Genomic DNA, 26815 nt, shown 5'->3' with positions numbered 1-26815 from the left:
CTCTCGTCGCTAGAGAAGGGCGCAACTATTTGAGTGGGCTTGCGGTCGCCCGTGTAGAAAGTAAACGACCGTTCTTGGCTGATTGCAGGCGACCGAACATTCCTTGTAGATTACCGCGAACGACCAAAAACCATCGTCACAGATTAACTTAGGATGCCCAGCAGGCTACGTGGATACAGAGAATGGACCTAACACTCGAAGATTGGGCATACATTGCACAGATTGTCGGCGTAGTGCTTGTAATCGTCACTTTGATTTACTTGGCAGCGCAAGTGAAGCAAGGGACTCAATTACTTCTGTCTGAAGCTCGTCAGGTTTCACTGAACACAGATCAAGGGGGCGTCTACAAGTTCATTGAATTCCCCAAGTTGGGCCAATGTATGTCCTCATCCCGCGCAGCGACGTTTGAAGACAAGACGCAGCTTATGTTCTGGATAATCGCTCAAATGCGAGCTCGCGAACACGAATGGCTCCAGTATCAAAGTGGTGCCTTGGACGGCGATGCCTGGCTCAGCTACCGCGATGTGATCTACTTTATTCTCGGTACAGCTCGAGCGCGTCAAATGTGGGGACTTTGTCGAGGCTACTTCAACGAAGGCTTTGTTCAGATGGTCGAAGAGATGACAAAGGATGTACCGCTGACAGATTTCTGGGAAGCGCTTGAAGCGGTGGATTGATCTTTAGACTGGGCATAGCCGCAAGGGGAACGACGGAATTGAATAAACTTGGCGCAGGCATTGCTATTGGAGCCGCTGTTGGGGCAGGAATCGGAATAGCGATGGATAACCTTGGTGCAGGCATAGGTATTGGCATAGCAATCGGCGTAGCGATAGCCGCTTCAAGGCAAAAAGAGGACGAATAGATATTCTCGCCGAGTGGCTGCCAACGCCGGCCTCTGGCTGACGGCAGACGTACAGCATAAAGCGCGCTTTTTGGCGACACCGCCTGAAGCGGTCAGTGATACCGATCTGTCTATTCGTGAATAATATTTTCCAAGGGTGCTCTGCTCGGTAGCGCCCCGGTTAAGATGCCTTTTTACTAGAGAGATACGTGTTATGAAAAAATTGCTTACTTCACTGGCGGCGGCCGCTACGTTTGCGAGCGGCGCTTCTTTGGCTGTAAGCCCTACAGAGCCAGCTTTCAACGATACCGGCGATATCTTAGCGCGCTCTAAGCAGCACACTGACATTGAGTACCAGATTATGGTGCAGCGGGCCACGCAGGCAGCGATTTATTACATGCCTGCGGTAGCCCAAGTGGATTTTGTTAAGGCCACAAAGCGAGCAGGGGGTGACTACGGGACGGTTAACTTCGTGACCAGACCATTTGGTTCGGAAAAGGGTTTTCTGACGGCCAACGACACCACGGCATATGCATGGGGTTCGATCTCTACTAAGCAGGGTGCACAGGTTGTGGTGGTGCCACCAATGACGGACAAGATAGATTACTTTGGTTCGTTCATCTCCGCGTGGCACGTACCCATGATTGACGTTGGCTCGAAAGGATACGATGAGGGCAGAGGCGGAAAGTACCTGTTCCTACCGCCCAATTATGATGGCCGGCACGGCACAGCTGAAGAACTCGAAGCACGGGGATACATTATCGTGCCCGGTATGGATACTCACGACGCTTCCTACGCCTTTCGCCCAACTCTCATGAATGGCGCCACGCACGAAGATGCTGGTCGTCACGCTAAGGGGATCAAAGTATATGCTCTGAGCGAGGCTGTTGAGGGGCACATCGAACCTACTGAATACCTGGATGTAACAGAGCTGCCTTACGACTGCCTGCCTTATTACAATATGACGTTTATAGAAGACATCAATGACGTTGTTCAGAACAACCCTGTGCGCGAGAAAGATCGTGCTATTTACTCGACGTTACAAAGCATCGGGATTAAGAAAGGGGAGACGTTTAGTCCAACGCCGATGCAGAAGAAGGCAGCTCTGGAAGGTTTAGAGCTTGCCTATGCGTATATGCAGAAGAAATTCACAACCGAGGGTGAAACTGTCGCGCCTCTTTGGGTGAAAGACGGAGAGAAAATGTCGGAGTGGTCATTCTGGAACTTTGGCCCTCAAGCACAGATGGGGTTCCCTTTCGAACAAGGCGACGAAATTCTTATCGATAAGCGTGCAGCTTCGTACTTCTATGTGACCTTCCTGCCAAACCAACTTGGCGGTGCGACTTTCTACCTTACCGGTCTTCGTGACAGCGATGGCAAGTTGCTAAACGGCCAAGACACCTATCGGCTCAATGTGCCTAGCGATGTGCCAGCAAAAGACTTCTGGTCTGCCATCGTTTACAACATGGAAACCAAAAACTTTAACCGTGGTGTTGACCGAGTGGGTGCTTCAACCAAGGATCTGGATAAGATGGTTAAGAACCCCGATGGGTCTGTGGATGTCTATTACGCGCCGAGCCTGGATGAGGTGCCAAAGGGCTTTGAGGCTAACTGGGTGACAACACAGAGTGCGACAAGTGCGAATGATTGGTTCTTTCTGTTCCGTCTGTACCGTCCAGAAACGAAAGATTGGTTTAAGACGTGGATGCTGAACGACGTCGTCAACATTTCAAAGCGGTAACGCACCCGACCAAGCCTGTGAGAGCCCTTTGACGATTCTGAACGTCTCCTATGAGACAGATAACGCGCATGCGCCGCCTGTCTTTGCGGCGCTTATTAGCGTTTCATCATGAGGATAGTGCTCAAAGGGCATATCGCGGTACCGAAGAGTGATCTTAAAGCGATACTGTCAGAGCTACCCACGCATATCGTTCTCACTCAGGCAGAGCCGGGGTGTGTTGAGTTTCGGGTCATTCAAAGAACACACGAGCCATGCGTGTTTGACGTTTATGAGGAATTTGAAAGCGCCGATGCGTTCGACGCCCATCAATTACGTGTTCGCGATTCAATGTGGGCGCATGTCACTCAGCGTGCTGAGCGGCACTATCAGGTGTCGGCTGCTGACCCAGACGTGGAGAGCCATTAGCTTTGCCAAGCTCTGAAGGCTGAACTAAGCTCAAAACTCAGCACAATAAAGCGACAACGTCGCGCAGAGAGAGTTTGTCATGTTCAAGTGGGTGGTCAGTTTTACCTTTGTTTGTCTTGTCGCCTGTTCCCAAGAGCAGGACGGAGCACCCACTGTTGCTGAAGAAGCGGCGCCAGAGGCTGCCCCCGTCGGTCTCAACGACGCCGAGTTGGTTGCGAGGGCAGGAGCCCCCTTGCTTGAAGGGCTCGGTGATTTCACCTATCCGATCTCTAGTGACGTGGCTGGCGTTCAGCGTTATTTCGATCAGGGAATGATGATGGCCGCGGGCTTCAACCATGCTGAGGGCGTCAGGGCCTTCCGCGCAGCCCAACGGTTGGATCCCGTCTGTGCCATGTGTTTTTGGGGCGAGGCACTTGCTATCGGCCCGAACATTAACGTCACGAGTAAGGGCAGGGCAATAATGATGCCTCAGGACCGTGAAGCGGCGTTTGCAGCGGTCCAGAAGGCGCGATCACTTGGCGCAACGGCCACACAGAAAGAACGCGACCTGATAGAAGCCCAGGTCCAGCGTTACAACGGGGATCCTGAGAGTGAACGCGAACCACTGGATTTAGCCTATGCCAACGCGATGCGCGAGGTGGCGGCGAAGTATCCCGATGATGACAACGTGCAAGCCATGTTCGCTGAAGCCATGATGAATACCATGCCTTGGAACTACTGGCTCGATGGCGAAAACCCAAGGCCGGAAACACGCGAGGTTATCGACGCCCTGGAAACTGTGATGGCGCGTAACTCGCGGCATCCTCTAACGCTGCATCTGTACATCCACGCGGTCGAGGCCGCCTCAAACCCCGGGCGTGCGGAGAAGGCTGCAGATAATTTGGCGACCCTTGTGCCCGGTTCGGGTCATCTCGTGCACATGCCCTCACATATCTATTGGCGCATTGGTCGCTACTACGATGCCTCCGAGGCCAACGTGCGTGCAGCGAAGGTCGACGAAGATTACATAGCGCAGTGCAACGCTCAGGGTTTTTACCCCGCGCTGTATTACCCTCATAACATCCATTTCCTCTGGGCCTCAGCGAGTATGGAGGGGCGCAGTGCCGTGGCCATCGAGGCGGGGCGTAAGGTCGCATCTAATGTACGGCTGGAGCAGATTAAACAGTTTCCGACGATAGAGTTCTTTCAGACAGTGCCACTTCTTTCTTTGGTGCGCTTTGCCCATTGGGAGGAGATTCTGGCCGAGCCTAAGCCGCACGGCGATTTGCCATTCTCACTGGCTGTTTGGCATTACGCGCGTTCTGTCGCTCTGTCGCGGGGCGGCGATATTGACGCCGCCGCAACCGAGCTCGCTGCTATGGAGCCACTGATGGATAACGAGTCAATATGGTTCTTAGATGGCAACGATTATCCGGCGAGTCAGGTGTTGGCTATTGCGATGGCTTTAGGTTCCGGGGAGCTCGCGCAGCAGAAGGGTGATCTTGATGCGGCAATCGAGTTCTACAAGGTCGCTGTGGCGGCGCAGGATGAGCTGCCGTACACCGAGCCACCGTTTTGGTATTACCCCACGCGGCAATCCCTGGGCCACGCTTTACTTGAGAAAAGAGACTTTGTTGCCGCAGAGGCGGTGTACCGAAGAGATCTGAGTCAGTATCCCCGCAACGGATGGTCGCTGTATGGCTTGGCGTTGAGTTTAGAAGCGCAGGGCAAACAGGGGGAGGCCGCTGCGGTGCGAGAGCGCTTCTCAAATATATGGAAGCGGGCTGATGTAGAACTTGTGTCTTCTGTACTCTGACGCCGGTATCGCAAAAAGCATCTTTGCGACCGCAATAGTCTATGGCGCAGGCAAAAAAAAGACCAGTCGGCAGACTGGTCTTTTGAATTTGGAGCGGGTGAACAGATTTGAACTGTCGACATTTTCGTTGGCAACGAAATGCTCTACCCCTGAGCTACACCCGCAAATCTTGTTCCGCATACTGCGGCCAAGAAGGGAACGAATCCCCGGTTCCTAACGATATCCTACCTGAACAAGCGGTAGGGTGAAAATGGCGTCCCCTAGGGGGTTCGAACCCCTGTTACCGCCGTGAAAGGGCGGTGTCCTAGGCCACTAGACGAAGGGGACGTTACGCTCCTCGTCAGGAGGCGCGCATTGTATGGAGAGAGCTGATAATCGTCAAGCAAAAAGGCCCTCTTGATGAGCCATTTATGGACGTTCAGAGGATTTGAGCTTGTGTCGTGGTTGATAGAGGTTGTTTAGATGGGTTTTAGGCGCTTTTTTGGCTGAATTTTGTCCAAAAAGGCCTTATTGCAGCGCTTTCGCCGCGGCACGAGCTTCTGACCAGCTAAATTCCTGTCCACTGCTATCTGCAGCTCTTCGTTGATCATCTAACTCAGCAAACAGGTTGATTTCGTCATCTGGCATAAAATGCAGGCACTCCTGGCCGAGGTACCACAGCAGGTCTCGGGGAAACTCCTGAGCAAACTGCGGTGCGATGGTAAGCAAGCGATAGATCAGTCCGGGACCTTCGTCCATTACCTGGCTCGTATTCGCTGCCAGCACATCAAACTGCTGCGCAAGCTCGACGAGGGTTGCTCCATCGGGAGAGGCCGCATAGTCCTGCAGTCGCTGATTAAAGGACTCAAAGAGCGCCATTTGCTCGGCATGGAAGTCCGTATCGTTCATTTTCGTTTCTCGCTAGGCTCGTTGCGTTTACAATGGGAGACCGACATTGGCCGCGCTCTAAAAACCGCGCCGGTGCGGCAGCGTAGTAGCACGACATCGATCATCGAGTGTTGATCGTAGCAGTCTGCTCCTGAATCCGTTCCACCGACCGCATCATATTGATCAGATTAACGAGGGCAGGATGCCAGAGTCCATCGCTGGGAGCACGCCAGCACTAAAAATCGATAACCTTGAAAAATCCTACGACAACGGTTTTCAGGCGCTCAAAGGTATTAGCCTTGAGGTAGAGCAGGGCGACTTCTTTGCATTGTTGGGTCCCAATGGTGCTGGTAAATCCACGACCATCGGTATTGTTTGCTCATTAGTGAGTAAAACTGCGGGGCAAGTCGCCGTACACGGAGTCGATATTGACGCGGATTTCCCAGCTGCAAAAAAATTCATTGGCATCGTGCCGCAGGAATTTAACTTCAACATGTTCGAGAAGGTGTTTGACATCGTCACGAACCAGGCGGGGTTCTACGGTCTGCCGCGTGCTCTGGCTTGCGAGCGGGCGGAGAAATATCTGAGAGAGCTGGGCCTCTGGGATAAAAAAGACGTGTCGGGTCGTATGTTGTCCGGCGGTATGAAGCGACGACTAATGATTGCTCGCGCTCTTGTGCATGAACCCAAACTCCTGATTCTTGATGAGCCTACGGCGGGCGTCGATATCGAGATGCGCCGCGGGATGTGGGAGTTTCTTCAAAAGCTTAATGCCAACGGTACGACGATTATTCTCACTACGCACTATCTGGAAGAGGCCGAGGCCTTGTGCCGCAATATCGCCATCATTAATCACGGTTCCATCGTGGAAAACACCTCTATAAAAGACCTGCTGCGGCGATTGCAGCGAGAGGTGTTCATTGTAGATAGCGCTGATGTGCTGCCGGGTGACCTGGCTATCGAGAATTTCGAGTTCCGCCGGGTTGATGATCACACCCTTGAAATCGAAGTCGAGAAAGGCCAGCACTTGAACGATGTATTCGCAGCGCTGGATAAAGCAAAGGTCAATGTAACCAGCCTGCGTAACCGTGCGAACCGCCTCGAAGAAATGTTTGTGAATCTTCTGGAGGACGCAGCATGAATACTCAAGAAAAGATGATTGCCTTCAGAACGATTCTTCGCAAGGAGGTTCGTCGCTTTATTCGTATATGGCCCCAGACTTTATTGCCATCGGCGATCACCATGAGTCTGTATTTCGTGATCTTCGGATCGCTTATCGGATCGCGTATTGGCGAGATGGGTGGCTTTAGCTACATGGAGTTCGTTGTGCCGGGCCTTATCATGATGGCTATCGTGACCAACTCTTACTCCAATGTGGTGTCTTCGTTTTTCGGCGCCAAGTTTAACCACAGCGTCGAAGAACTCCTTGTATCGCCAACGCCGAATTATGTGATTTTGCTCGGCTTTGTGAGTGGGGGCGTGATCAGAGGATTGTTGGTAGCGACGATCGTTACGACGGTATCCATGTTCTTTACCAGTCTGCCGATTCATAATTTTGGTGTGGTAGTCGCCGGTGTGGTGCTCACGTCCTTGTTGTTCGCCCTGGCGGGTTTTATCAATGCGGTTTTCGCAAATAGCTTTGATGACATTTCAATTATTCCCACCTTCGTACTGACACCGTTGATCTACTTGGGCGGCGTTTTTTACTCCTTGGATCTGTTGCCGGATTTCTGGGCGGCCGTGTCAAAACTCAATCCTTTGGTGTATGTCGTCAATGCCTTCCGCTATGGGGTATTAGGGGTGGCTGATGTGAGCGTTGGTTTTGCCTTTGCAATGCTGGGAGGCTTCACCGTCGCGGCGTTTACTTACAGTATGTACCTACTCAACAGCGGTACGCGGCTGCGTCAGTAAACACCTGTGAGCGCTGATACGCCAACCGTGCACGACAAGGGGCCGCTGTTAGGTCAACAGGTTGCGGGTAGCCAGCATTACGATCCATCGCTGTTGTTTCCCGTGCCGCGGTCCAACGCAAGAGCAAGCTTGCCTGAACGGCGCTTTCACGGCTTTGGCGAAGATGTGTGGCATGCCTATGAGCTCAGTTGGCTGAGTGCTTCTGGCATGCCCAGAGCCTTTGTGGGGACTTTCTGCGTCCCGTCAGTGTCTGCCAATATCATCGAGTCCAAGTCTTTCAAGTTGTATCTCAATTCTCTCAATAGCCACAGATTTGCCAGTGATGAAGCTGCACGAGAGGCCATCAAGCGTGATTTGTCCGAAGTAGCGGGCGCATCGGTGTCACTCACACTTAGCGAGCCTCAAGATCCAAGTTTTCATGGTGAGGCGTTGATGGGCACTAGTCTGGATCGACTAGAAGTTGTTGTGCCAGATATGGCTGAGGCGGCGATGCTGACACCGGTACCCGGTGACGCGCAGCTTTATACGCACCTTATGCGTTCCCTTTGCCCGGTTACTGCTCAGCCTGACTGGGCTACGGTGATTGTCGAGACGCGTGGAGTCTCACCGGATCAAGAAGGCCTGCTGCGCTACCTGTTGGCCTATAGAAATCATCAGGAATTCCACGAGCAGTGTGTTGAGCGTATTTACACGGATTTGTGGAATCAGTTGCAGCCCGACTTTTTGTCGGTGCACGCACTGTACACACGACGCGGCGGCCTGGATATCTGCCCTTGGCGATGTTCTGTAGACGCGCCAGCGCCTCGCTATCGACTCAATCGTCAGTAAGTCGTCCTGTCATTGCGAAGAGCTATTCTGCGCAAGCCTTGCCGACAAAACCCGAGAGAACGTCAATGTTGCTTCGTAGCGTAACAAGACATGTTCAAGACCAGAATTGGTTCGCTGTCTTTCTCGACTTCTTTATTGTTGTAGTCGGCGTTTTCATCGGTATCCAAGTTGCTAACTGGAATGATGAGCAGGGCAAACTTCAGGACCTGGAGCGACTCCTTGCCAGACTGGAAGTTGATCTTGAAGTACTTTCAGAAGACGTGGCCCGATCAAAAGCAACGTACTACGAAAGTGCTCTGGTGATTAAATCCGGTGTGGACGCTTTAAAAGCGCAGGTTGCTCTTTCGGATGACGTTGCTATCGCTGTTTTAGGCGCCACGACAGATTTGCGATGGCTTAGCCCCGTACCCAATAGCTTTGAGGAGATGGTGTCTACAGGTGGACTTGATCTTCTTGATTCTACTGAGGTCCGTTCAGCGCTCATAGAGGTGCAGAGTTTCAGCCAGCTTGCTGCGCTCACTCTCGACTTCTGGTCGGGTCCATTCCTGAACGCTAGCATTACACTCGCAAAATACACCACTACCGAATACGATCGGCGTCTCAACAGTAGCTCCCGAAAACTCGTTGGAGTAGACATTGAGTCTATGGCGTCGGATGAAGAAGCGCTCGGCGCGCTGGTGACGAACTTGATGCTTCGCAACAATTTGCATGAGACCTCAATCTTGTACGAAGAAGCAGTAGAAGATGCGCTGGCGAGTATTCGAAAGAGAGAGGCTGAGTTCCATTAGCCATTTTTCAGTCAGGCACTGCGTAAAAAGTAATTGAGTAATCCTTCAGTAGCTGGAACATACTAGGAAATCGAAATGACAAACACAGCACTAGTTACCGGCGCCTCTGCCGGCATCGGCGAAGAGTTAGCGAAGGTTCACGCCGAGAACGGCGGTGACTTGATTCTCGTCGCACGGCGTAAGGAACGTCTTGAAGAAATCGCCGAAGACCTCAGAGCTGAGCATGGCGTAAAAGTACAGGTAATTGCTACGGACCTTGCTAAGCCGGGTGCTGCCGAGGAACTCATGGCAGATGTAGACGCACTAGGCGTCAGTGTCGATATGCTGATCAATAACGCGGGCTTTGGCGGCCACGGCAAGTTCCATCAGAGCGGCCTCGAGCGCGATCAGCGCATGATGCAGCTCAACATGGTGGCGTTAACGGAACTGAGTTATTACTTTGCCCAAGGCATGGTAGAACGTGGCGAGGGCAAGATTCTAAATGTCGGGTCCACCGCGGGCTTTCTTCCCGGCCCTCTGCAGGCCGTGTATTACGCGAGTAAGGCCTATGTGAATTCGTTTTCGCAAGCCATGGCTAATGAGCTGGAAGGCACGGGCGTGACCGTGACGGTACTGTGCCCCGGCCCTGTTGCTACTGAGTTCCAGGAGGTTGCCGATTTGGGTGGCATCAAGGGGTTTGAGCTTGGCGCGGATGCTCGCTCAGTAGCCGAGTGCGGTTACCGCGCCATGGAAAAAGGTGAGCTGTTAGCGATTAACGATCCAAAGATAAGCGTATTCCTAAAGGGCTTATTGCCGTTTGTGCCCCGAAAAGGCGTCTTGTGGATGTCCCGAAAAACAATGGAAAAGACCAACTAACAGGCCCGTGCTTAGTCGCGTCCAAACTCCTGTAGGACTGCTGCATAAACACCAATGGCTGAGAGTAGATTCCCGAGACGCATGTTCTCGTCACGTCCGTGCTGGTTGTTGTCGTGGTTGGCAATCGGTAACAACACGATGGGCATATCAAGTTCTTGATCAAACAAATGGATTGGCAAGCTGCCCCCGAGTGTCGGAGAGAGTAGGGGCGTTTTGCCATCGTATTCCGTGAGGATCGCCGTTAGCTTGTTGGCGGCCTCTCCATTGAGGTCACTTCGATACGCGGGATACCCGCCTGTCCAATCGACTTTTATCACCCCCGGGTTGTTTCGAAGTATCTCTTCGCTGGGTTCGTTGTTCGTGACATAAAAACCCTGATTTTTGAAGTGCGCTTCGATGGTTTGCTTAACATGGTCGATGGTTTGGACGGGCACCAAGCGCAGGTCCAGTGAGGCACGAGCCTTGGACAAGATAATGTTACGCGCTTGATCATCCACACCACCTGCCTGAAAACCCACGATATTGATGGCAGGCCTCATTATGGTCATCTCTATCCGCTCACCCGCGCCTTCGACTCGTCCCAGCGAAAGCGCATCTTGCAGCTGCGCGTCGACAGAAGGAATTGCAGCAATGGCAACTTGCTCAGCTTCGCTGATGGGCGTGACCTGATCTAAATAGCCCGCGACCTGAATATTGCCGTCCATATCTTTCATGGTGGCTAGCAGGCGCATAAGTGCATCGGTGGGGTGGGGCGCCCAATTGCCATAGTGGCCTGAGTGCAGTGGGCGTGAGGGGCCGTAGAGTGTCAGGTTAACGCCAATGTCGCCGCGAACGCCGAAAACCAGCTGGCGTAAACCGCTTTGGTGCATAGGGCCGTCGCAGAAGAGGAGTACGTCCGCGCTCAAGTAATCGGCGTGCTCTTTGAGGATCTGTTCTACGGTGGGACTGCCAAACTCCTCTTCACCATCGAGTATGAGTTTGATGTTAACGCTGGCATCAAGGCCCGCGTCGTCCATGGCGTCGATGGCGTGCATGAGCGCTATAACGGGCGCCTTGTCATCTCCTGCGGAGCGGGCGTATACACGCCATTCAGGATCAATAGACTGTTTTTGCGCTGTTTCCCAGTCCAGAGTGTTCTCGCCGTTTTTTAGTGTGGGCTCAAAGGGCGGCGTCTTCCAGTCTGCGGGTTCCACTGGCTGCCCATCAAAGTGTGCGTAGATTAAAACGGTCTTTGTGGCCCCTGGCGTGCTTCGCTCAGCAAGGATGTAAGGTGCCCCGCCAGCGCTGACTGTCTTTGAGTTAAAACCGCGCTCGCCAATGTAATCAGCAATCCATGCCGCATTTTTCTGCATATCCGGCAGCGACGTAGAGACGTTCGGCATGCTCAGTAATTCACGGAAGTCCGAAAGAATCGTTCCACCATGCGCCGCTATGTGTCCGGTCACTGCGGCTTGGAGTTGCTGAGTGTCTTCGGCGGCCCCGTGACTCTGTATAGACGCAACAAGGAGCGCAGAGCTCAGGCCAAAAGCGGAGAGTGTCGCGAAAGTAGGGTGATTGAGCATGAGACCTGCCTATGAATATCGAGGGAGAACGATACTATGCCCAAGGATTAATCGACAGAGTGTCTGGCGCGCAGTTGCAGCTTTCTGTATTATCCGCGCCCTTACGGAGAGGTGGCCGAGTGGTCGAAGGCGCACGCCTGGAAAGTGTGTAACGGGCAACCGTTCGAGGGTTCGAATCCCTCCTTCTCCGCCAAGCACAAAAGGGCCCCGTTGGGGCCCTTTTTTTTGCTTCCTCGTTGGTTTGACTGGAGCCTAGTGGCCCGAAGCATCGCAGGTGAGGCCTCGTTGTTCTAAGGAGCTTCCTACGCTCGCTTCAGCTTACGCGTCAATACAGCTTATGTTTAGCGCTAAGGTCCTGTTAGCGTCATAAACAGCGCTCCTTGCGTTTATGTATTACAACATCACATAATTTGCGGCGATCGCACGAGCCAATTTATGGGGAGAGCCCTTTGAGAGCCAAAGAGTTTGATTGTCTTAATTATGAGGTCGACAGCGGTGTCGCCACAATCACGCTGAATCGGCCGGACAAGCTCAATGCAATGACGCCGCTCATGTTCCGAGAGTTCGTTGAGGCTTTGGATCTGGTAGATACAGACGACGACGTTAGAGCTGTTATCGTCACTGGCGCAGGCAAAGGTTTTTGCGCCGGCGCTGACCTGACACCTACGGGCGATTCCAGCCCCTTTGCGGCCGACGAGATTCCAAAGCGGGAGGATGGAACTACTGACTACAGTCATGAATCTGTTCGTGACGGGGGCGGATTCATCACCTTGCGCTTGTATCAGTGCAAAAAGCCGGTGATTGCTGCAATCAATGGAGCTTGTGTTGGTGCTGGGGCTTCCATGATTGTTGCTATGGACATTCGCCTCGCGAGTGAGAAGGCCAAGTTTGGCTATGTGTTCGCCCGAAGAGGCATTGTGCCCGAGTCGGCCAGCGCGTGGTTCTTACCGCAGATCGTGGGTCGTGCCCAGGCCCTTGAGTGGTGCATGACGGGTCGGGTTTTTACAGCGGGGGAAGCGCTTGCAGGTGGGCTTGTACGTTCGATTCATCCGGCCGACGAACTTTTACAAGCGGCGCGAGAGCTCGCGATGGAGATTATCGAAAACACAGCGCCAGTGTCGGTGGCCCTGACGCGACATATGCTCTGGCGTTTGCCGTCGGCCGATCATCCTATGGCTGCTCATCAAATCGATAGTAGAGGCGTTTTCAGTCGATCCAAGTCTACTGATGCCGCGGAGGGGGTGAGTAGTTTCTTGGAAAAACGTGCGCCGCAATACCCCAATGCGGTTTCTACAGATATGCCGGATTTCTTCCCCTGGTGGGAAGAGCCCGATTACCAGTAGGCGAGGCGTCACCCCTGTCCGTGATAACAGTTTTGCCTCGTCGGCTGTAATAGAGCCCGATAAGGCTTGGCGTTCAACGAGATCCACATCGGGTCCAGTAAAAGAAGGTTAAGGACTATGGTCGACAAGGTTGAGCAACTGAATGAGCTCATGCTCAGTCAATATCTCCAAGCCAATATCGAAGGTTTTGAAGGCCCTTTAACGACCCAGAAGTTTGATGAGGGCCAGTCTAATCCCACTTTCTTGCTACGGGCAAAGAGCGGCAAGTATGTGCTGCGCCGAAAGCCACCGGGGGTGCTTTTGCCCTCGGCGCATGCAGTTGATCGTGAGTTCAGGGTGATCCGTGCGCTGGAGAACACTGACGTTCCCGTGCCTAAGGTGTATCACCTCTGTGAAGATACTGCGGTTATAGGCAGTGCTTTTTATGTAATGAGCTTTGTGCCGGGAAAGGTGTATTCGGATCAGACTTTGCCTGACAAAAACAACGACGATCGACGCGCTATGAATCAAGAGATCATCCGCGTGCTCGCGGAGATCCACAGCGTTGACGTAGACACCGCAGGGCTGAGTGATTATGGGAAAGCGGGAAACTATTTTGAGCGGCAGGTAAGCCGTTGGACAAAGCAATATCGGGCCGCTGAAACAGAGAACGTGCCTGCGATGGAAAAGCTCATGTCGTGGCTTAGCGACAACATGCCGGCCGATGCAGGGCAGGTTAGTCTGATTCACGGTGACTACCGCTTGGGGAACGTAATGTTCGAAGCCGATGGCACTCAGATGTTAGCGGTCGTTGACTGGGAACTTTCCACTCTGGGGAACCCCTTGGCTGATCTGGCGTATTTCTGCATGTATGACATTGGGATGGTAGAGCTCACTGACAGCGAAAGAGCGGAGCTCGGTTTGCCGAGTGAGGCCGAGCTCGTGCAGCTTTACTGTGACCTTCGAGGTTTGCCAAGTATTGATAACTGGCACTTTTATTCGGCCTTCAGTCACTTTCGTTTGGCGTCGATATCCCAGGGCGTTTACAAGCGGGCTCTGGATGGTAATGCCTCGCAGAAGAATGCTATCGAAGCAGGCGAGGGCGTAAAGCTTCTTGCACAGAAGGCGCTTCAAATTATTGACGAAGCGGGTGCTGGTTGATTGCCCATGGGGAAGCCTTCTGAGATTGCGTCGCTTGCGCTCCACATTGCAGAAAACGACTACCTGAATGGCGAGAGTATTCGTCTCGACGGGGCCATTCCTGTGGCTGCGCGTTAACTTTGCCAAAGCCTCTAATCGGAAAACTTGTATGAGTGTTTTACTCAGCGAAACGGAGAGCGGGGTGACTACGGTCACCCTTAACAGACCCAAGCAGCTAAATGCGCTTTCCCTGGAGTTACGAGGGGCGCTTGCAGAAGAGTTCATCCGTCTTGCTGCAGATGAAGCGACTGAGGTCGTGATTCTTACGGGTTCAGGCCGGGCTTTTTCGGCCGGCCTCGACCTTAAAGAGCTGGGTCAGACCGGTCTGCAATCAGAAAATGCCACTGGGCCTAATCTGCACGATGCTATCCGCAACCTGGGTAAGCCAGTCATCGCTGCGATCAATGGCTTTGCGGTAACGGGCGGATTTGAAATCGCACTCATGTGCGACATTCTGGTCGCGTCTAATCAGGCAAAGTTTGCCGACACCCATGTGCGCATGGGCGTGGTTCCTGGCTGGGGCTTGAGCCAGCGTCTGTCCCGAGCTATTGGCGCGTCACGAGCCAGAGAACTTAGCTTCACCGGGAAGTACTTGGACGCCGTCACGGCGGAACACTGGGGTTTGGTAAATCGGGTGCTGAGTGCTGAAGAGTTAATGCCGCATTGTCTCGAGCTGGCCCGGGAGATACGACAAGCGGACAAGGTGACGCTTCACGCTGTCCAACATCTCATTGATTACTCCCTGGATCATGGTCTTGATGCTGGCCTGGAGTATGAAGACAAGCTAAGTCGTGAGCACGGCAAGAAGCTAAGCAGTGCAGAGCTTGAGGATCGGCGGGGTTCGGTGATGGGGTCTGGGCGTCAGCAAAATTAGACTTACCTTTCCGCCACGGCCTATCGAGCCCTTGTAGCTTGCTACTAAGCGCCCTGAGGGAGAATTACTCTGCATCATTTGGCTTCTCTTCAACCATGAGGGCTTTCAAACTGTCGAGGCATGCTTACTCCTGAGGAACCGACGTACTGCGTTACTATTGGACCTGAATTGAAGTTTTATTGGATGCTTCTCGATGTTGGCAAATAAATTTCCGTCAGACGTCGTATTGGTGGTTGCGACAGACGCGATGGCGGATCAACGTCTGACTGATCGGGAAGAGGCTTGGGTCGCAAATGCAGTAGAGAAACGTAAGCGAGAGTTCCGTGGCGGGCGTAATGCAGCTAAAACAGCGTTGAAGCAGTTAGGGTTTGAAGGCAGCCCAATTCTTTTGCCTGTGGAAAACACCAAACGTCCTGACTGGCCGTCGGGCTATGTTGGGAGCATCTGCCATACCGCTGGGTTTTGCGCGGCCGCCGTAGCTCATGCGAATGCTTACGCGGGCATCGGTATCGACGTGGAGCCCCGAACGGCTTTAAGACGAGGTGTTGTCTCTCGTATCTGTACCGAGCGCGAGCAGAAGTGGATTTGCCGACAGCCAGATGACGAATTTAAGCCAGACTGGGGGAAAACCATTTTTTGTATCAAGGAGACTATCTACAAAGTATTTAATCCGATACACGAGGTGTATCTCGGTTTTCAGGAAGCCGATGTCGCTATCAACTCCAAAGAAAAAACCTTTGTTGCCGACATCCATCAGCGTGAGCATGGCATCCAGTGCCGGTATAGCGGGCGTTTTAGTATGGATGAGCACTACATCTATGCGAGTACCATTTTGCGCGCTTAGTAATACCTTAGACAGTTTGGATCAGCGCCGAAGCAGCCTCCGGCACTGATTCCATTTTGTCACATACGTTCAATAATAATCGCAGGCGCCATGCCGCCAGCGGCACACATTGTCACCAAACCTCGTTTGAGGTCACGGCGTTCGAGTTCATCAAGGAGCGTACCAATCAGGATAGAGCCAGTGGCGCCGATGGGGTGACCGAGCGCCATAGAACCGCCATTAACGTTAACTTTTTCACGATCCAAGTCCAGATCTCGAATGAACTTCTCAGCCACGACAGCGAATGCTTCATTGATTTCCCACAGATCTATGTCGTCAACAGTAAGGCCAGCTTTGTCGAGAACCTTTTTCGCCGCGGGGACTGGCGCGTTCAACATCAAGGTGGGGGAGTCACCCATGTTAGCCATCGCGACGATCTTGGCACGCGGCTTCCACCCTTGCTTCTCAGTGTATTCCGGTGACGCCAGCAGCAGCGCGGCGGCGCCATCGACAACACCCGATGAGTTGCCGGCATGGTGGACGTTAATGACGTCTAGGTCTGGGTAGGCTTGCTTAACAAGACCGCCATAGGTGGTGCCAGCCTCGTCCAAGGGCATATCCATGAACTTCGCAAAAGACGGCTTCAGCTCGCTCAGGGACGTAAGTGTGGTACCGGGGCGGGGGAATTCTTCTTTGTCCAGGGCGACGCTTCCGTCGTCGTTAAGCACAGGCACGAGACTTTTATCAAAATAGCCATTCGCAATGGCATTCGCTGCACGCGCTTGGCTCTCGGCGGCTAGTGCATCAAGGGCCTCGCGAGGAATGCCCTCCAGTGTGGCAATCGCGTCGGCACAAACCCCTTGGTGTGGCTGAGGGTGTTGCTCTCGTAGATGCAAGTTTCCCTGGTCCATGAACGGAGACTGTGGTGCCGCGTCGGGTTTTCCGGCTGCAGACATCATCTCACAGCCGCCGGCCACAACGAGGTCTTCCATACCCGACATGATCGATGCAGCGGCGATATTAACGGTGGTGATGCCCGAGCCACAGAAGCGATCAAGGGTTACCGCACTAGAGCGGATGTCGTAGCCCGCGTCCAAGGCGCTCATACGGCCTACATCACCAGTGGCGTCACCTCTTTGCGCATTACAGCCCCAGATAATATCGTCGACCTCGGCGGTGTTTAGGTCATTGCGCTCAGCGATTGCACGGAGAACGGTTGCGCCTAGGCGTTGATGGTGTATGTGGGTAAGGGCACCTTTGCCGTATTTGCCGACTCCACGAGGTGTTCTACAGGCATCGATAATGTATGCGTCAGTCATATTTTTACGTCTCTTGCGTCAAGTTAAAAAGTGGTTGCTCGGTTGTTACGGGTCGCCGTGTCCGTCCAAAAAATCGTTTATCAGCGGCTGAAAGTCGAATAGCGCTATCCTTTGATCTAGGACTCCGTGAATCGGTTAATGATAATCTTGCCCAAAGCCATGTGATGGACCTGATCGGGGCCATCTGCTTGGCGGCACCATCGGGCGTAATTAAAACCTTCGGCCATGCAGTAGTCCTCAGTAAGGCCACCAGCTCCGTGGATCTGCATGCAGCGGTCGATCAGGTTCTGGATCAAGATGGGAACGGTGGTTTTACTTGCCGCGATTAGGTCCATGGCTCCTTTCGCGCCAACCTCATCCATGCGGCTGCAGGTCTTCAATACCAACAAGCGGGCCATCTCTAGTTCGGAGTAGCACTTTGATATGTCCTCGCGCACGCTTTGGTGTTGGCTCAAGCTGCGACCAAATGTTGACCTTGAAGTGCTTCGCTCGCAGGCCAGCTCCAATGATCGCTGACCGATACCGATGAGGCGCATACAGTGGTGAATGCGACCGGGACCCAAACGCCCTTGTGCAATTTCGAAGCCGCGTCCTTCGCCCAACAGAACATTTTCCAGCGGTACGCGTACATCCTTAAAATGCACTTCAGCATGGCCAATGGGCGCATCGTCGTAGCCGAGGGTTGTGAGGGGGCGGATGATCTCGACGCCGGGAGTGTTCTTTGGCACCAAAACCTGCGTTTGTTGTTTGTGGCGGCTTTCGTTCTCTGGGTCTGACTTTCCCATCACGATGAAGATAGCCGTGCGCTCGTACATCGCGTTAGTGATAAACCACTTTTTGCCATTAAGCACCCATGATTCGCCCTCCTGAGTGATACTGAGTTCGACATTGGTGGCGTCAGAGGAAGCTACTTGGGGCTCTGTCATCAAGTAGCTCGAGCGAATCTCCCCGTTAAGGAGGGGTGTTAGCCACTGGGCCTGCTGCTGCTCGTTTCCATACTTCATGAAAACTTCCATGTTTCCGGTATCAGGCGCATTGCAGTTGAAGACCTCGGGAGCCCACAACACGCGACCCATGATTTCTGCCAGTGGCGCGTAGTCAAAATTGCTCAGCCCCTCATGATCTACGAACTGGGATAGGGTAGGTGGAACAAAAAGATTCCAAAGACCAGCAGCTTTCGCTTTCTCTTTTAAATCATCGATAAGAGGAACAGGTGCCCATCGATTTTCCACGGAGTGCATGTATTCCGAATAAGCCCTTTCATTTGGGTAAATATGCTCGTCCATAAATGCGAGCAAGTGGTTTTGCAGCTGTTGGGATTTGTCGCTGAATTCGATCAAGTAGTGTCTCCTAGATGTGGTGCTGTTACCGCTGGTAGCAACGCAGTTGCGGCCATTCAACGATTGAAAATCGCGGGTCGTTTCTCCATCTCAGCCATAACTGCTTCTATTTGGTTGGGCTTGCCAATAATCTCGTCTTGAAGCTTTGACTCTAACAACAAGCCTTCATCGGCTTGCAGATAATTTGCTTCGTTGAGTAACTGCTTGCCTCTACTGATGGCATCAGGGTTGCGTGTGGCAATGTTGCGAGCAGTTTTCAGGGCCTCTTCGAGAGGGTCTTCACATACCCGTGTAACAAAGCCGAACTGCTGTGCCTCCTCTGCAGAGAATATGCGCCCTGTATAGGTAAGTTCGCGGATGATGTCATCGCGTGCAAAGTGGCGCATGAGCTGAGTGCCGGCCATATCCGGAACCAACCCCCACTTGATTTCCATAATAGACATTCGGGTGCTCGGCGCGGCGTAACGTATATCGGCCCCCATGGCGACCTGAAATCCTCCTCCTAGCGCGACTCCATGAAGCGCCGCTATGACCGGAACACGCAGTTCACGCCACATCCAGGCCGCGTGCTGTGGTCCGTTCGCTGCGCCGTGGGTGCGTAGGGCTAGCTTGCTCTCTTCTCGCTCGACAGCTCCGTCAGCCATGGAGGCGAAGTTGGCCATGTCTAGCCCCGCGCAAAAGCCTTTGCCTTCGCCGGAAAGAACAACAACCCTCACATCAGAGTTATCACGTAAAGCTTTGCCGGCTTCCTCGATAGCTGAGAACATCTTGCTGTCCAGCGCGTTCATTTTGTCGCCTCGTATCAGGCGTACGTCCGCGACGTGATCACAGACCTTAATTGAGATTCTATCGTTCATAGACTTTTGCTCCGGAGTTTCTGTGCGGTGAGTACAGGATCTTCATGGGCCTATGCACCCAGTGAATACACACGCTATGATTTAACGGTGACTGACGCATCCAGGTCTAATCCCGCCAGTTCGCAACCGCGCCTGAAGTCACGAATGTGTTTGGTCATCCAGGTCTCTGCCTGTTTTTCATTGCCATTTTTTAGGGCTTCGAAGATTCTTGTGTGAGCTTCAAAAAGCCGCTCACCTGCGCCGACCTTGCGTATGACGGTCCCAAACGCCGGAAACAACAGGTTTCCCAAGGGCTCCCTAGCCAACAGAATGGCGTGGTTGCAACAAGCCTTCGCCACCAACTCATGAAACTCAATATCGCATTCCACCAACTTCGCGGGCTTATTGACGCACTGGGCTGTGCGCGCGAGATTCGCCTCGATTTCTTTAAGTATTTCGGGAGAAACCCTCTTTGCTGCTAAAGCCGCGGCCGTCGGTTCAAGAGCCATTTCAATTTCCCATAGCTCTCGGTACGTCACTCGATGGAGAACGACAGCCTCGTGCACGGCATTGTGGACGATACCTGGAGAAGGGGTGGCGACCACCATCCGTCTGCGAGGGCCACGCTTAATCAGTCCGGCACCCTCCAGGGAGCGAAAAGCTTCACGCACTGTAGGGCGAGTGACTTTTAGTTGCTCGGCCAGCTCTGTCTCGGGAGGAAGTAAGTCGTCCGTGGCGAGCTCGCCGCTCATAATCATGCTGCGGATGGATTGCTCTACGAGCTGATAGGCAGGCACTTTTGCAACCGCCTTGAAGGTCTGTTGTTTGCTCACGGGAAGCTGTCCGATACTGTCAAAAATCACGCTAGATAATGTCATACTTACTTATATAGGTACAAATGGATGTTTCAATAAGTTTTCGTGATAAAAATGTTAAATATCATGACGCTACGTTCGATAATTAAAATTAGTGTTAATTCAAAATCAATGACGCGAACACCAAGTGAGCGCAACGGAGAGCATTAATGTCAGAGTATCTGGATAACTTATTCACGCTGAACGGAAAGACCGCCTTGGTTACAGGCGGGGCCAAAGGGATTGGTCGAATGATCTCCGAGGCACTATTGCAGTCAGGCGCTCGGGTTTTGATCTCCTCTCGTTCCGCGGTCGACTGCGAGGCGGCCGCTGCCGAAATGTCGAGCCTTGGCGACTGTCGAGCATTTCCGCGGGATCTATCCAAAGTGGAGAACATCGCGGCTCTGGTGGCAGATGTGGAAGCAGTCGGTTTTGGTCTGGATATATTGGTTAACAACTCTGGAGCAACTTGGGGCGCGCCGATTGACGAGTTTCCGGAAGCTGGATGGGACAAGGTGATGGACTTAAACGTGAAGTCACCCTTTTTCCTCGTTCAAAAATTGTTGCCGCTCTTGAGCGCGGGTGCATCTAGCGCAGATCCCGCACGAATCATCAATATCGGTTCCATCGCTGGCATGATGGGCAAGCCAGGGGGCGCAGCGTACTCGTACATGGCCAGTAAAAGCGCAATATTGCACCTGACCCGCGGCCTGGCGTTCGATCTGGCGAGTCGAGACATCACCGCGAATGCTATCGCTCCGGGTTTGTTCCCCAGCAAAATGAGCAATCACCTCACCGGCGACGAGGAAGCGAGGAAGATGTCGACTGCTGAGATTCCCTTGGGGCGCATAGGCACTCCGGACGATATCGGCGGAGTAGCGGTACTTCTTTGCAGTAAAGCGGGCGCTTACATGACGGGGAGTGTCGTTACGGTGAGTGGCGGGCTGGATTTGTAAATCCAGTGCCTGACTCAGAGGATCTAAAATCTATAGGGGAGCGCCCGGTCCAGCGCTTGAAAGCTCGAGAGAAGGCTGATGTTTCGGAGTATCCGAGGAGCTCTGCGGTTTGATTTACGGTGAGCCTATCGCGTAGGTATTGCTTTGCTAAGCGTAGTCTCACTTCTCTTAACAGATCCTGATAGCGTGTACCCTCTTGGTTAAGTTTGCGGCGCAGGCTGCGAGTCGAAATAGCAAGATCCTCCGCTACGTGCTCGATAGAGTGAGTCTCTCCAGGATTGCTGATAAGCCGATCGACAACACGGGAGGACAGTGAGTGAGGGCCCCGAAGGTCGTCCAAAAGCGTTCTACATGCTTCCATGCAAGCTTCAAATGCCTGGTCATTTCTCCAAGGTAACTCTCTATCCGCAAGTGAAGGCGGATACACGAACGCGTTAGCCGCGCATCCCATTTTGACGGTGCAACCAAAGTGTTCTTCGTAGGCGGCTAAATTACCTTCGTCGAGATAGCAAAAGTGAATTTCGCTGAATATCGGGCGCTCCAACCCCAATGCGTCAAATATGGTGTATCCCGCTTCGATGTCTCTGTCGGAGAATACCTGCATTAAATCCGCAGGGATGGGGTAGCGTTGCTCCAGACGTGTTTCCCAGAGATTGCCTTCCCGATAATCAACTACTTGAAAGTGACTGAAAAATAGATCGAAGTATCGACTGGCTAAGTCCGTGATGGTGCCGACAGTTCGGGCACTCATCATTGCATAGCCAAACATTCCATAGCTCTGGGGGTGATAAAGGGCGCCCAGTTTCAGCCCAAGCATAGGGTCTCCGCTAAGCTGAAGCAGGTTCCTATAAAGGTGGAATTCCTGTTCGAGGGTCATGCCGCCTTCTCGCCCCCAGGCTTGCCCTTCGGAAAGCCCTGTGCCCGCCAGACACTGCGAAACTGATACACCGAGAGATTGCATGAGAGGCCAAATCTGATGCAGGCCCTCAGTATGTCTGCCTATTAGCGCTTTGTTTACAGGTGTTTTTTCCATGACAGCAGTTGATGGTGGCCGGTAATGTCAAGCTATTGCCTGCTTAGCATGATTGTCAACAAAAGGACGCATCGAAGCCACTTTTGACATCGGCGGCGAAATTTGGCCGGAAATGTCAAATTGGGGCTGGTGTTGTCATTCTATTGGTATGTAGGCTCGTGCAAATCTATACGACCTTCAGAAAGCTGACTCCTGTTAGAGGCCAAAGTCATGAAGCAAGAAAACCATAAATCGCCCCAGGGCGAACAACTTCATCTCGACGTCATTATTGTTGGAGCCGGAATCTCGGGCATAGGGTCCGCTTATCACCTCCAAAAGAACTGTCCGGACAAGTCCTTTGCCATTCTTGAGATGAAGGACACTTTTGGGGGTACCTGGGAGACTCACAAGTATCCCGGTGTACGCTCGGATTCCGACCTCTACACCTTTGGCTATGCATTTAAGCCCTGGGTAGGAAATCCCATTGCCACTGGCGAGGAAATACTGAGCTATATGGGGGAGGTCATTGAGGAGAACGGCCTTAGTTCACATATACGCTATGGCCATCGCATCACTGCTTGCCGGTGGTCCAGTAGCCAAAACCTGTGGCAGTTGGATGTGATACATCTGTCAGATGGCAGTTTGTTGCAGATGAGCTGCAAATTCCTCTGGATGTGTCAGGGGTACTACGATCACGAGAACCCCTATCTGCCGGACTGGGCTGGCATGGATCGCTACGAGGGCTTACTCGTACACGCGCAAAAGTGGGACCCGAGCGTCGACTATTCCGGTAAACGCATATTGGTGATTGGTTCTGGCGCGACGGCGGCAACGGTGATTCCTGAGTTTGCCAAAACCGCCGAGCACGTGACCATGCTGCAGCGATCGCCGACGTATTTCTACTGCGATGAGAATCGAAATGAGTTGGCTGATCGGTTGCGACTAATCGGCATAGATGAGGAAACCATACACCGCGTTGTGAGAGCGGACATAATCTATCAGCAGTACGAAATGACGCAGCTTGCTGAGACAGATCCCGATGAAATGATCAGGATGCTACGGGAGCAGATCTGCAGCTACGTGGGTGAAGACTTCGAGTTTGAACCTCACTTCGTTCCAAAGTACCGGCCTTGGCAGCAGCGACTTGCATTTTGCCCTGGTGCAGACATCTTTAAGGCTGCGGTCGACGGCGCCTTGACTGTAGTGACCGACACCATCGACACCTTTACGGAAACTGGTGTGCGAACCTCATCAGGTGAAGAAATCGAGGCAGATATTATTGTCGCCGCGACAGGATTTAATTTAAAGGTAATGGGCGGCATACCCTTTGAAGTTGATGGCGAGCAAGTTAACTGGCATGACACTGTGAATTATCGAGGCATGATGTTTACCGGCGTACCCAACATGACGTGGGTTTTTGGTTACTTCCGAGCAAGTTGGACCCTGCGGGTTGATATGCTCGGCGACCTGATTAGCAGGCTACTCAATAAAATGACGGAGAAGGGGGTAGAGCGTGTTGAGGTGTCTCTGCGCGATGAAGATCGAGATATGGAGATATTGCCGTGGATAGGGGAGGACGAGTTCAACCCCAATTATTTAATGCGCGACCTCGATCAGCTCCCGAGTCGGGGCAGTAAGCCTGAGTGGCGACATAATCAGGATTATTGGGTCGAGCGCGAACAGGTTCCAGCGACAGATCTCGATGGTGCTGAATTTGTCTATGACGGGCAAAGGGGAGGCGCTAAGCAGGATGGCAATCAACGGGTCGCTTAATGCGTTTTTGTTTTCTCGTGGAAACGAAAATCCCCGGATAGACGCTATCCGGGGATTCTATGTCTCCATGCAGCCTGCTTGAGATTTGAACTGGTTCACACTTTTGTCCCTGACACTGTGATCAAGCTCACACGCGTGCTGTAGCTGACTGTGAGTGCCACCCAATTGCATCTATGTTGTCTCCTTAATTAGTGCAACGAGGTCTTCGCCTGCCGAAGATTTTGTGGGAGTTAAGGTACCAAATATGTTCGGTAGATTAGTCGCAGGCTTAGTCGTCTTTGGCTTGGCCACCAGCGCTCACGCGGGTCTCATCAACCTCGTGCAGAACGGCGAGTTCGATGACACAGCAATCAACCCGACTAAGTGGAACCCGACAGATGTAGCCCACTGGGATAGCAGTGAAGGGAAGATTGAGATTTGGAATGAGAGTTTTCAATGGGGCACAGATCTAGGCAGCGACGGCCTGGCCACAGGGCAGCATGCCGAGATCACCTGGAAAACGGATAAATCGGAGATCTGGACGACTTTTGTGATCCCGGAGTGGTTCGCTGCGGGCTCAACGGCCCACTTCAGTTTTGACTATCAGAACCGCAAGTCAAGTGGGATCTTGGCTAGCGTAAATGTTAACGGTAGCGAGACGAATGCATTTAGCGTTTCTAGCGCAGGCTCTTGGCAGGGAATGAGCGCAGGCATCGACGGCCTTGTTTCAGGGGATAATGTCCAGCTACTGTTCCGTTCTCAAGGAGGCGGTTCTTCCGGAGCTCACATCGATCAGGTCGAGTTCAATGTTGCGGTTCCTGTGCCAGGCACAGTCGCGCTACTGGGCTTGGGTCTAGCGGGTCTCGGGTTTTCTCGGCGCAAAACCGCGTAAATTTATACGGTTCACTCCTAAGCCCTCTTTTGAGGGTTTTTTTTTGCCTAAAGGTATTTGCGTTGAGCGCTTTGTACTTTTTCTAGATAGCGACGAGTTTCCGCAAAAGGATGGTCAGTGACGAGCCGCCGATACACTTCCGAAGGGTTTATGGCATTGATACGCCGAACGGCCACGGCACTGTTTGCATCAAAGGCGCGGAGGGCGTTCCCAACGCCACCGTTGTAAGAAGAGATCGCGACAAATTGCCGACTCTTTGGATCGTCAATGTTATTGAGGTAGGTGTCGTCCAGCAGATGTAAATAGGCGCTACCAATGTCGATATTAAAGTCAGGTTTGAACAGCTCTTGCTTCGAGGGCTCACCTTTAAGGTTCTTTACTCGCTGGTAAACGTCTCTTCCTGCGGATGCGGGAACAACTTGCATGAGGCCGTAAGCGCTCGCCGGACTGACTGCGTAGGGGTTGAAGGCGCTTTCAACTTCAATCACGGCATAGATCCAAGATGGTTCAACCGCGTAGCGGCGAGCTGCTGCGAGCACAAAATCGGCGTACTCAATCTCGCGAAGATGCAGGTGATCCTTGACCAAGGCGGCCCGCACACTGCGTAAAACCTTACCGTTTTTCCGGCTTGTTTTTAAAACATGGGCTAAGAGGTAGTCAGCAAATCGTTCAGCGCGCCACTGCCATCGAATGGGCTGATCATCTGCATCCAACACCTGGCCGAGAAGAAAGGGCTCGCCATCGACCGGCGGACTCGCATCCGTAAAGATGTCATGAACGCTCATATCGCGGGTCGTGAGTAGGGTGCTGATAATAGCTTGTCGCAACTTATCGATAGGGTCCTCTGACGCGATGGTTTCGACCTGCAGCCAGCCCGCGTCGAAATCAATGATTGCTCTGGCTTCGTAGGCATTACTGTATTTGACGTAGCGGTGCTCAGAGGCGATTTCTGGCTCTTTTTCTCCCCAGATTTCCGCCAGCAAGCCACTAACGGCCTCTATTAATTCTGGCAAACCTTCGATGTCCGTAGGAACACCCTGGCGCTGCAACTGATCTTCGAGAACCGCACGGGCGATACGTTCGGGGTCTCCACTCAGGGTGGCATCTATGACAGTTTGGGAAGGATTTGCGCAACTACCCAGCATTAGCCCGAGGCTTAGGGTCGCGACGATAGCGCGAAGCGTCATTGCGAGCTTCCTGCAGTTTCTCTAAGAGAGCTCAGCATACCGGCTTTCTACCGACGAAGAGATTCTTCCGCCGCTAGCGGTACAAAAGTTATTACTCACGTGGGCTTAGACAAAGCATGAACAGCAACAGCCCAATAACGTTTGGCTGTCGTAAGTGTTTGTGTAGTGCAAGTTACTGCGACGAGATAGTGCGTCCTGGCAAGTCGCGCGTTCCGTCTACTCAGTTTATCCCTCAAAGGACATGGTTATGAAAACGTTACAAAAAATTCAATTCGCAATGCTATTGATGGTCATTTCAGTGTTTGCTCAGGCATCCCATCATGAAGGTGGTCACGACATGCCTAAGCAGAACATCGTTGAAATCGCTGCCGGCAATGACGATTTTTCCACCCTGGTCGCAGCTGTAAAGGCCGCAGGCCTCGTGGACGTCCTGGTAGGTGAGGGCCCCTTCACTGTGTTCGCACCGACCAACGCTGCGTTCGCTAAGCTGCCAGCGGGTACCGTAGAAACACTGCTGAAGCCAGAGAACAAAGATCAGCTCGTCGCGGTACTCACCTATCATGTTGTCGCCGGTAAGGTTATGGCTGCGGACGTCGTAACTCTGGATAGCGCTATAACGGTACAAGGCGAGTCTGTAAGCATCTCAGCAAGTGATGCAGGCGTCATGGTAGACGAGGCGACCGTCGTCATGACTGACCTCGAAGCGACTAACGGTGTGATTCACGTGATCGATACGGTCATTCTGCCCGGTTCGTAAGTGGTTTAGCTGAATTAGGAGCAGCTCTCTTTTCGCGTATTGTTGCTCATAATAACGAGCCCACATTAGTGGGCTTTTTTTGCTATATCAGTTTCTCA

At 52.7% G+C, this 26815-nt stretch carries 26 protein-coding genes and 3 tRNA genes; 19 read left to right on the top strand and 10 right to left on the bottom strand.

Annotated features, from left to right (window positions below; all coding sequences use genetic code 11):
* The first annotated feature begins 182 nt into the window (after positions 1-182).
* The 5 genes from R0137_RS12210 to R0137_RS12190 all read left to right on the top strand — a co-directional run bounded on the left by R0137_RS12210 (position 183) and on the right by R0137_RS12190 (position 4782).
* Positions 183-677, top strand: coding sequence for a hypothetical protein (locus tag R0137_RS12210; protein ID WP_407326685.1), 495 nt, complete (start codon positions 183-185; stop codon positions 675-677).
* 38 nt (positions 678-715) lie between these two features.
* Entirely contained in the window at positions 716-862 is a 147-nt protein-coding gene (locus R0137_RS12205) for a hypothetical protein (protein WP_407326684.1), read from the top strand.
* A gap of 193 nt (positions 863-1055) precedes the next feature.
* Positions 1056-2582 carry a DUF1214 domain-containing protein gene (locus R0137_RS12200; protein WP_407326683.1) on the top strand — a complete coding sequence of 509 codons (1527 nt, stop codon included), beginning with the start codon at positions 1056-1058 and terminating at the stop codon, positions 2580-2582.
* Positions 2583-2690: 108 nt separating this feature from the next.
* A complete protein-coding gene (locus R0137_RS12195; protein ID WP_407326682.1) occupies positions 2691-2987 on the top strand; it encodes a putative quinol monooxygenase in 297 nt (98 codons plus the stop codon).
* 79 nt (positions 2988-3066) lie between these two features.
* Positions 3067-4782 (top strand): tetratricopeptide repeat protein, encoded by a 1716-nt coding sequence (locus R0137_RS12190; protein ID WP_407326681.1) that lies wholly within the window; start codon positions 3067-3069, stop codon positions 4780-4782.
* Between the two features lie 89 nt (positions 4783-4871).
* Here R0137_RS12190 and R0137_RS12185 read toward each other — a convergent pair.
* The 3 genes from R0137_RS12185 to R0137_RS12175 form a co-directional block, all read right to left on the bottom strand.
* Positions 4872-4946, bottom strand: a tRNA-Gly gene (locus R0137_RS12185).
* Positions 4947-5033: 87 nt separating this feature from the next.
* Positions 5034-5109 (bottom strand) — tRNA-Glu (locus tag R0137_RS12180).
* A gap of 180 nt (positions 5110-5289) precedes the next feature.
* A complete protein-coding gene (locus tag R0137_RS12175) occupies positions 5290-5670 on the bottom strand; it encodes a PA2817 family protein (RefSeq protein ID WP_407326680.1) in 381 nt (126 codons plus the stop codon).
* A 181-nt stretch (positions 5671-5851) separates the two neighbouring features.
* On the opposite strand from R0137_RS12175, the gene R0137_RS12170 reads away from it, so the two are divergent.
* The 5 genes from R0137_RS12170 (at position 5852) to R0137_RS12150 (ending at position 10031) form a co-directional block, all read left to right on the top strand.
* On the top strand, positions 5852-6790 hold the full coding sequence (locus R0137_RS12170) for an ABC transporter ATP-binding protein (protein ID WP_407326679.1): 939 nt from the start codon (positions 5852-5854) through the stop codon (positions 6788-6790).
* Positions 6787-7560 (top strand): ABC transporter permease, encoded by a 774-nt coding sequence (locus R0137_RS12165; protein WP_407326678.1) that lies wholly within the window; start codon positions 6787-6789, stop codon positions 7558-7560. Before R0137_RS12170 ends, R0137_RS12165 begins: the two co-directional genes overlap by 4 nt.
* Before the next feature lie 6 nt (positions 7561-7566).
* Complete coding sequence (locus tag R0137_RS12160; RefSeq protein WP_407326677.1) at positions 7567-8388, top strand: NADPH-dependent 7-cyano-7-deazaguanine reductase QueF; 822 nt, start codon at positions 7567-7569, stop codon at positions 8386-8388.
* A 65-nt stretch (positions 8389-8453) separates the two neighbouring features.
* Positions 8454-9176 (top strand): hypothetical protein, encoded by a 723-nt coding sequence (locus R0137_RS12155; RefSeq protein ID WP_407326676.1) that lies wholly within the window; start codon positions 8454-8456, stop codon positions 9174-9176.
* 75 nt (positions 9177-9251) lie between these two features.
* The gene (locus R0137_RS12150) at positions 9252-10031 is read left to right on the top strand and encodes an SDR family NAD(P)-dependent oxidoreductase (RefSeq protein ID WP_407326675.1); all 780 of its coding nucleotides are present in this window, start codon (positions 9252-9254) and stop codon (positions 10029-10031) included.
* Positions 10032-10042: 11 nt separating this feature from the next.
* Here the strand turns inward: R0137_RS12150 and R0137_RS12145 are convergent, their stop codons facing one another.
* Positions 10043-11593, bottom strand: a complete 1551-nt coding sequence (locus tag R0137_RS12145; protein ID WP_407326674.1) for a M20/M25/M40 family metallo-hydrolase — start codon at positions 11591-11593, stop codon at positions 10043-10045.
* Positions 11594-11698: 105 nt separating this feature from the next.
* Between R0137_RS12145 and R0137_RS12140 the strand changes: the two genes are divergently transcribed.
* The 5 genes from R0137_RS12140 (at position 11699) to R0137_RS12120 (ending at position 15833) form a co-directional block, all read left to right on the top strand.
* Positions 11699-11786, top strand: a tRNA-Ser gene (locus R0137_RS12140).
* Between the two features lie 256 nt (positions 11787-12042).
* Positions 12043-12936, top strand: a complete 894-nt coding sequence (locus R0137_RS12135; RefSeq protein ID WP_407326673.1) for a crotonase/enoyl-CoA hydratase family protein — start codon at positions 12043-12045, stop codon at positions 12934-12936.
* A gap of 117 nt (positions 12937-13053) precedes the next feature.
* A complete protein-coding gene (locus R0137_RS12130) occupies positions 13054-14076 on the top strand; it encodes a phosphotransferase (protein WP_407326672.1) in 1023 nt (340 codons plus the stop codon).
* A gap of 148 nt (positions 14077-14224) precedes the next feature.
* Complete coding sequence (locus R0137_RS12125) at positions 14225-14989, top strand: enoyl-CoA hydratase (RefSeq protein ID WP_407326671.1); 765 nt, start codon at positions 14225-14227, stop codon at positions 14987-14989.
* A gap of 193 nt (positions 14990-15182) precedes the next feature.
* Positions 15183-15833 carry a 4'-phosphopantetheinyl transferase gene (locus R0137_RS12120; RefSeq protein WP_407326670.1) on the top strand — a complete coding sequence of 217 codons (651 nt, stop codon included), beginning with the start codon at positions 15183-15185 and terminating at the stop codon, positions 15831-15833.
* Between the two features lie 59 nt (positions 15834-15892).
* Here R0137_RS12120 and R0137_RS12115 read toward each other — a convergent pair whose 3' ends face one another.
* The 4 genes from R0137_RS12115 to R0137_RS12100 all read right to left on the bottom strand — a co-directional run bounded on the left by R0137_RS12115 (position 15893) and on the right by R0137_RS12100 (position 20140).
* Complete coding sequence (locus R0137_RS12115; RefSeq protein WP_407326669.1) at positions 15893-17131, bottom strand: acetyl-CoA C-acetyltransferase; 1239 nt, start codon at positions 17129-17131, stop codon at positions 15893-15895.
* 116 nt (positions 17132-17247) lie between these two features.
* Complete coding sequence (locus tag R0137_RS12110) at positions 17248-18471, bottom strand: acyl-CoA dehydrogenase family protein (protein ID WP_407326668.1); 1224 nt, start codon at positions 18469-18471, stop codon at positions 17248-17250.
* Positions 18472-18527: 56 nt separating this feature from the next.
* A complete protein-coding gene (locus tag R0137_RS12105) occupies positions 18528-19328 on the bottom strand; it encodes a crotonase/enoyl-CoA hydratase family protein (RefSeq protein ID WP_407326667.1) in 801 nt (266 codons plus the stop codon).
* 74 nt (positions 19329-19402) lie between these two features.
* Positions 19403-20140, bottom strand: a complete 738-nt coding sequence (locus R0137_RS12100) for a FadR/GntR family transcriptional regulator (RefSeq protein WP_407326666.1) — start codon at positions 20138-20140, stop codon at positions 19403-19405.
* A gap of 191 nt (positions 20141-20331) precedes the next feature.
* Here R0137_RS12100 and R0137_RS12095 point away from each other — a divergent pair, with 191 nt between their 5' ends.
* Positions 20332-21117 carry an SDR family oxidoreductase gene (locus R0137_RS12095; RefSeq protein WP_407326665.1) on the top strand — a complete coding sequence of 262 codons (786 nt, stop codon included), beginning with the start codon at positions 20332-20334 and terminating at the stop codon, positions 21115-21117.
* On the opposite strand, the gene R0137_RS12090 is transcribed toward R0137_RS12095, so the two are convergent.
* Positions 21089-22150 (bottom strand): AraC family transcriptional regulator, encoded by a 1062-nt coding sequence (locus R0137_RS12090; RefSeq protein WP_407326664.1) that lies wholly within the window; start codon positions 22148-22150, stop codon positions 21089-21091. The two genes, R0137_RS12095 and R0137_RS12090, sit on opposite strands and share 29 nt — an antisense overlap.
* A 210-nt stretch (positions 22151-22360) precedes the next feature.
* Here R0137_RS12090 and R0137_RS12085 point away from each other — a divergent pair, with 210 nt between their 5' ends.
* Both R0137_RS12085 and R0137_RS12080 read left to right on the top strand, forming a co-directional pair.
* Positions 22361-23902, top strand: a complete 1542-nt coding sequence (locus R0137_RS12085) for a flavin-containing monooxygenase (protein ID WP_407326663.1) — start codon at positions 22361-22363, stop codon at positions 23900-23902.
* 244 nt (positions 23903-24146) lie between these two features.
* Entirely contained in the window at positions 24147-24773 is a 627-nt protein-coding gene (locus R0137_RS12080; protein ID WP_407326662.1) for a PEP-CTERM sorting domain-containing protein, read from the top strand.
* Positions 24774-24820: 47 nt separating this feature from the next.
* On the opposite strand, the gene R0137_RS12075 is transcribed toward R0137_RS12080, so the two are convergent.
* Positions 24821-25960, bottom strand: a complete 1140-nt coding sequence (locus R0137_RS12075) for a murein transglycosylase domain-containing protein (protein WP_407326661.1) — start codon at positions 25958-25960, stop codon at positions 24821-24823.
* A 247-nt stretch (positions 25961-26207) separates the two neighbouring features.
* Here R0137_RS12075 and R0137_RS12070 point away from each other — a divergent pair, with 247 nt between their 5' ends.
* Positions 26208-26717: a fasciclin domain-containing protein gene (locus R0137_RS12070; RefSeq protein WP_407326660.1), complete on the top strand. Its 510-nt coding sequence runs from the start codon at positions 26208-26210 to the stop codon at positions 26715-26717.
* Positions 26718-26815 lie beyond the last annotated feature (98 nt).

The sequence above is a fragment of the Congregibacter brevis genome, assembly GCF_045689245.1.
GTDB lineage: Bacteria > Pseudomonadota > Gammaproteobacteria > Pseudomonadales > Halieaceae > Congregibacter > Congregibacter brevis.
This window is presented reverse-complemented; position numbering and strand designations above follow the sequence as displayed.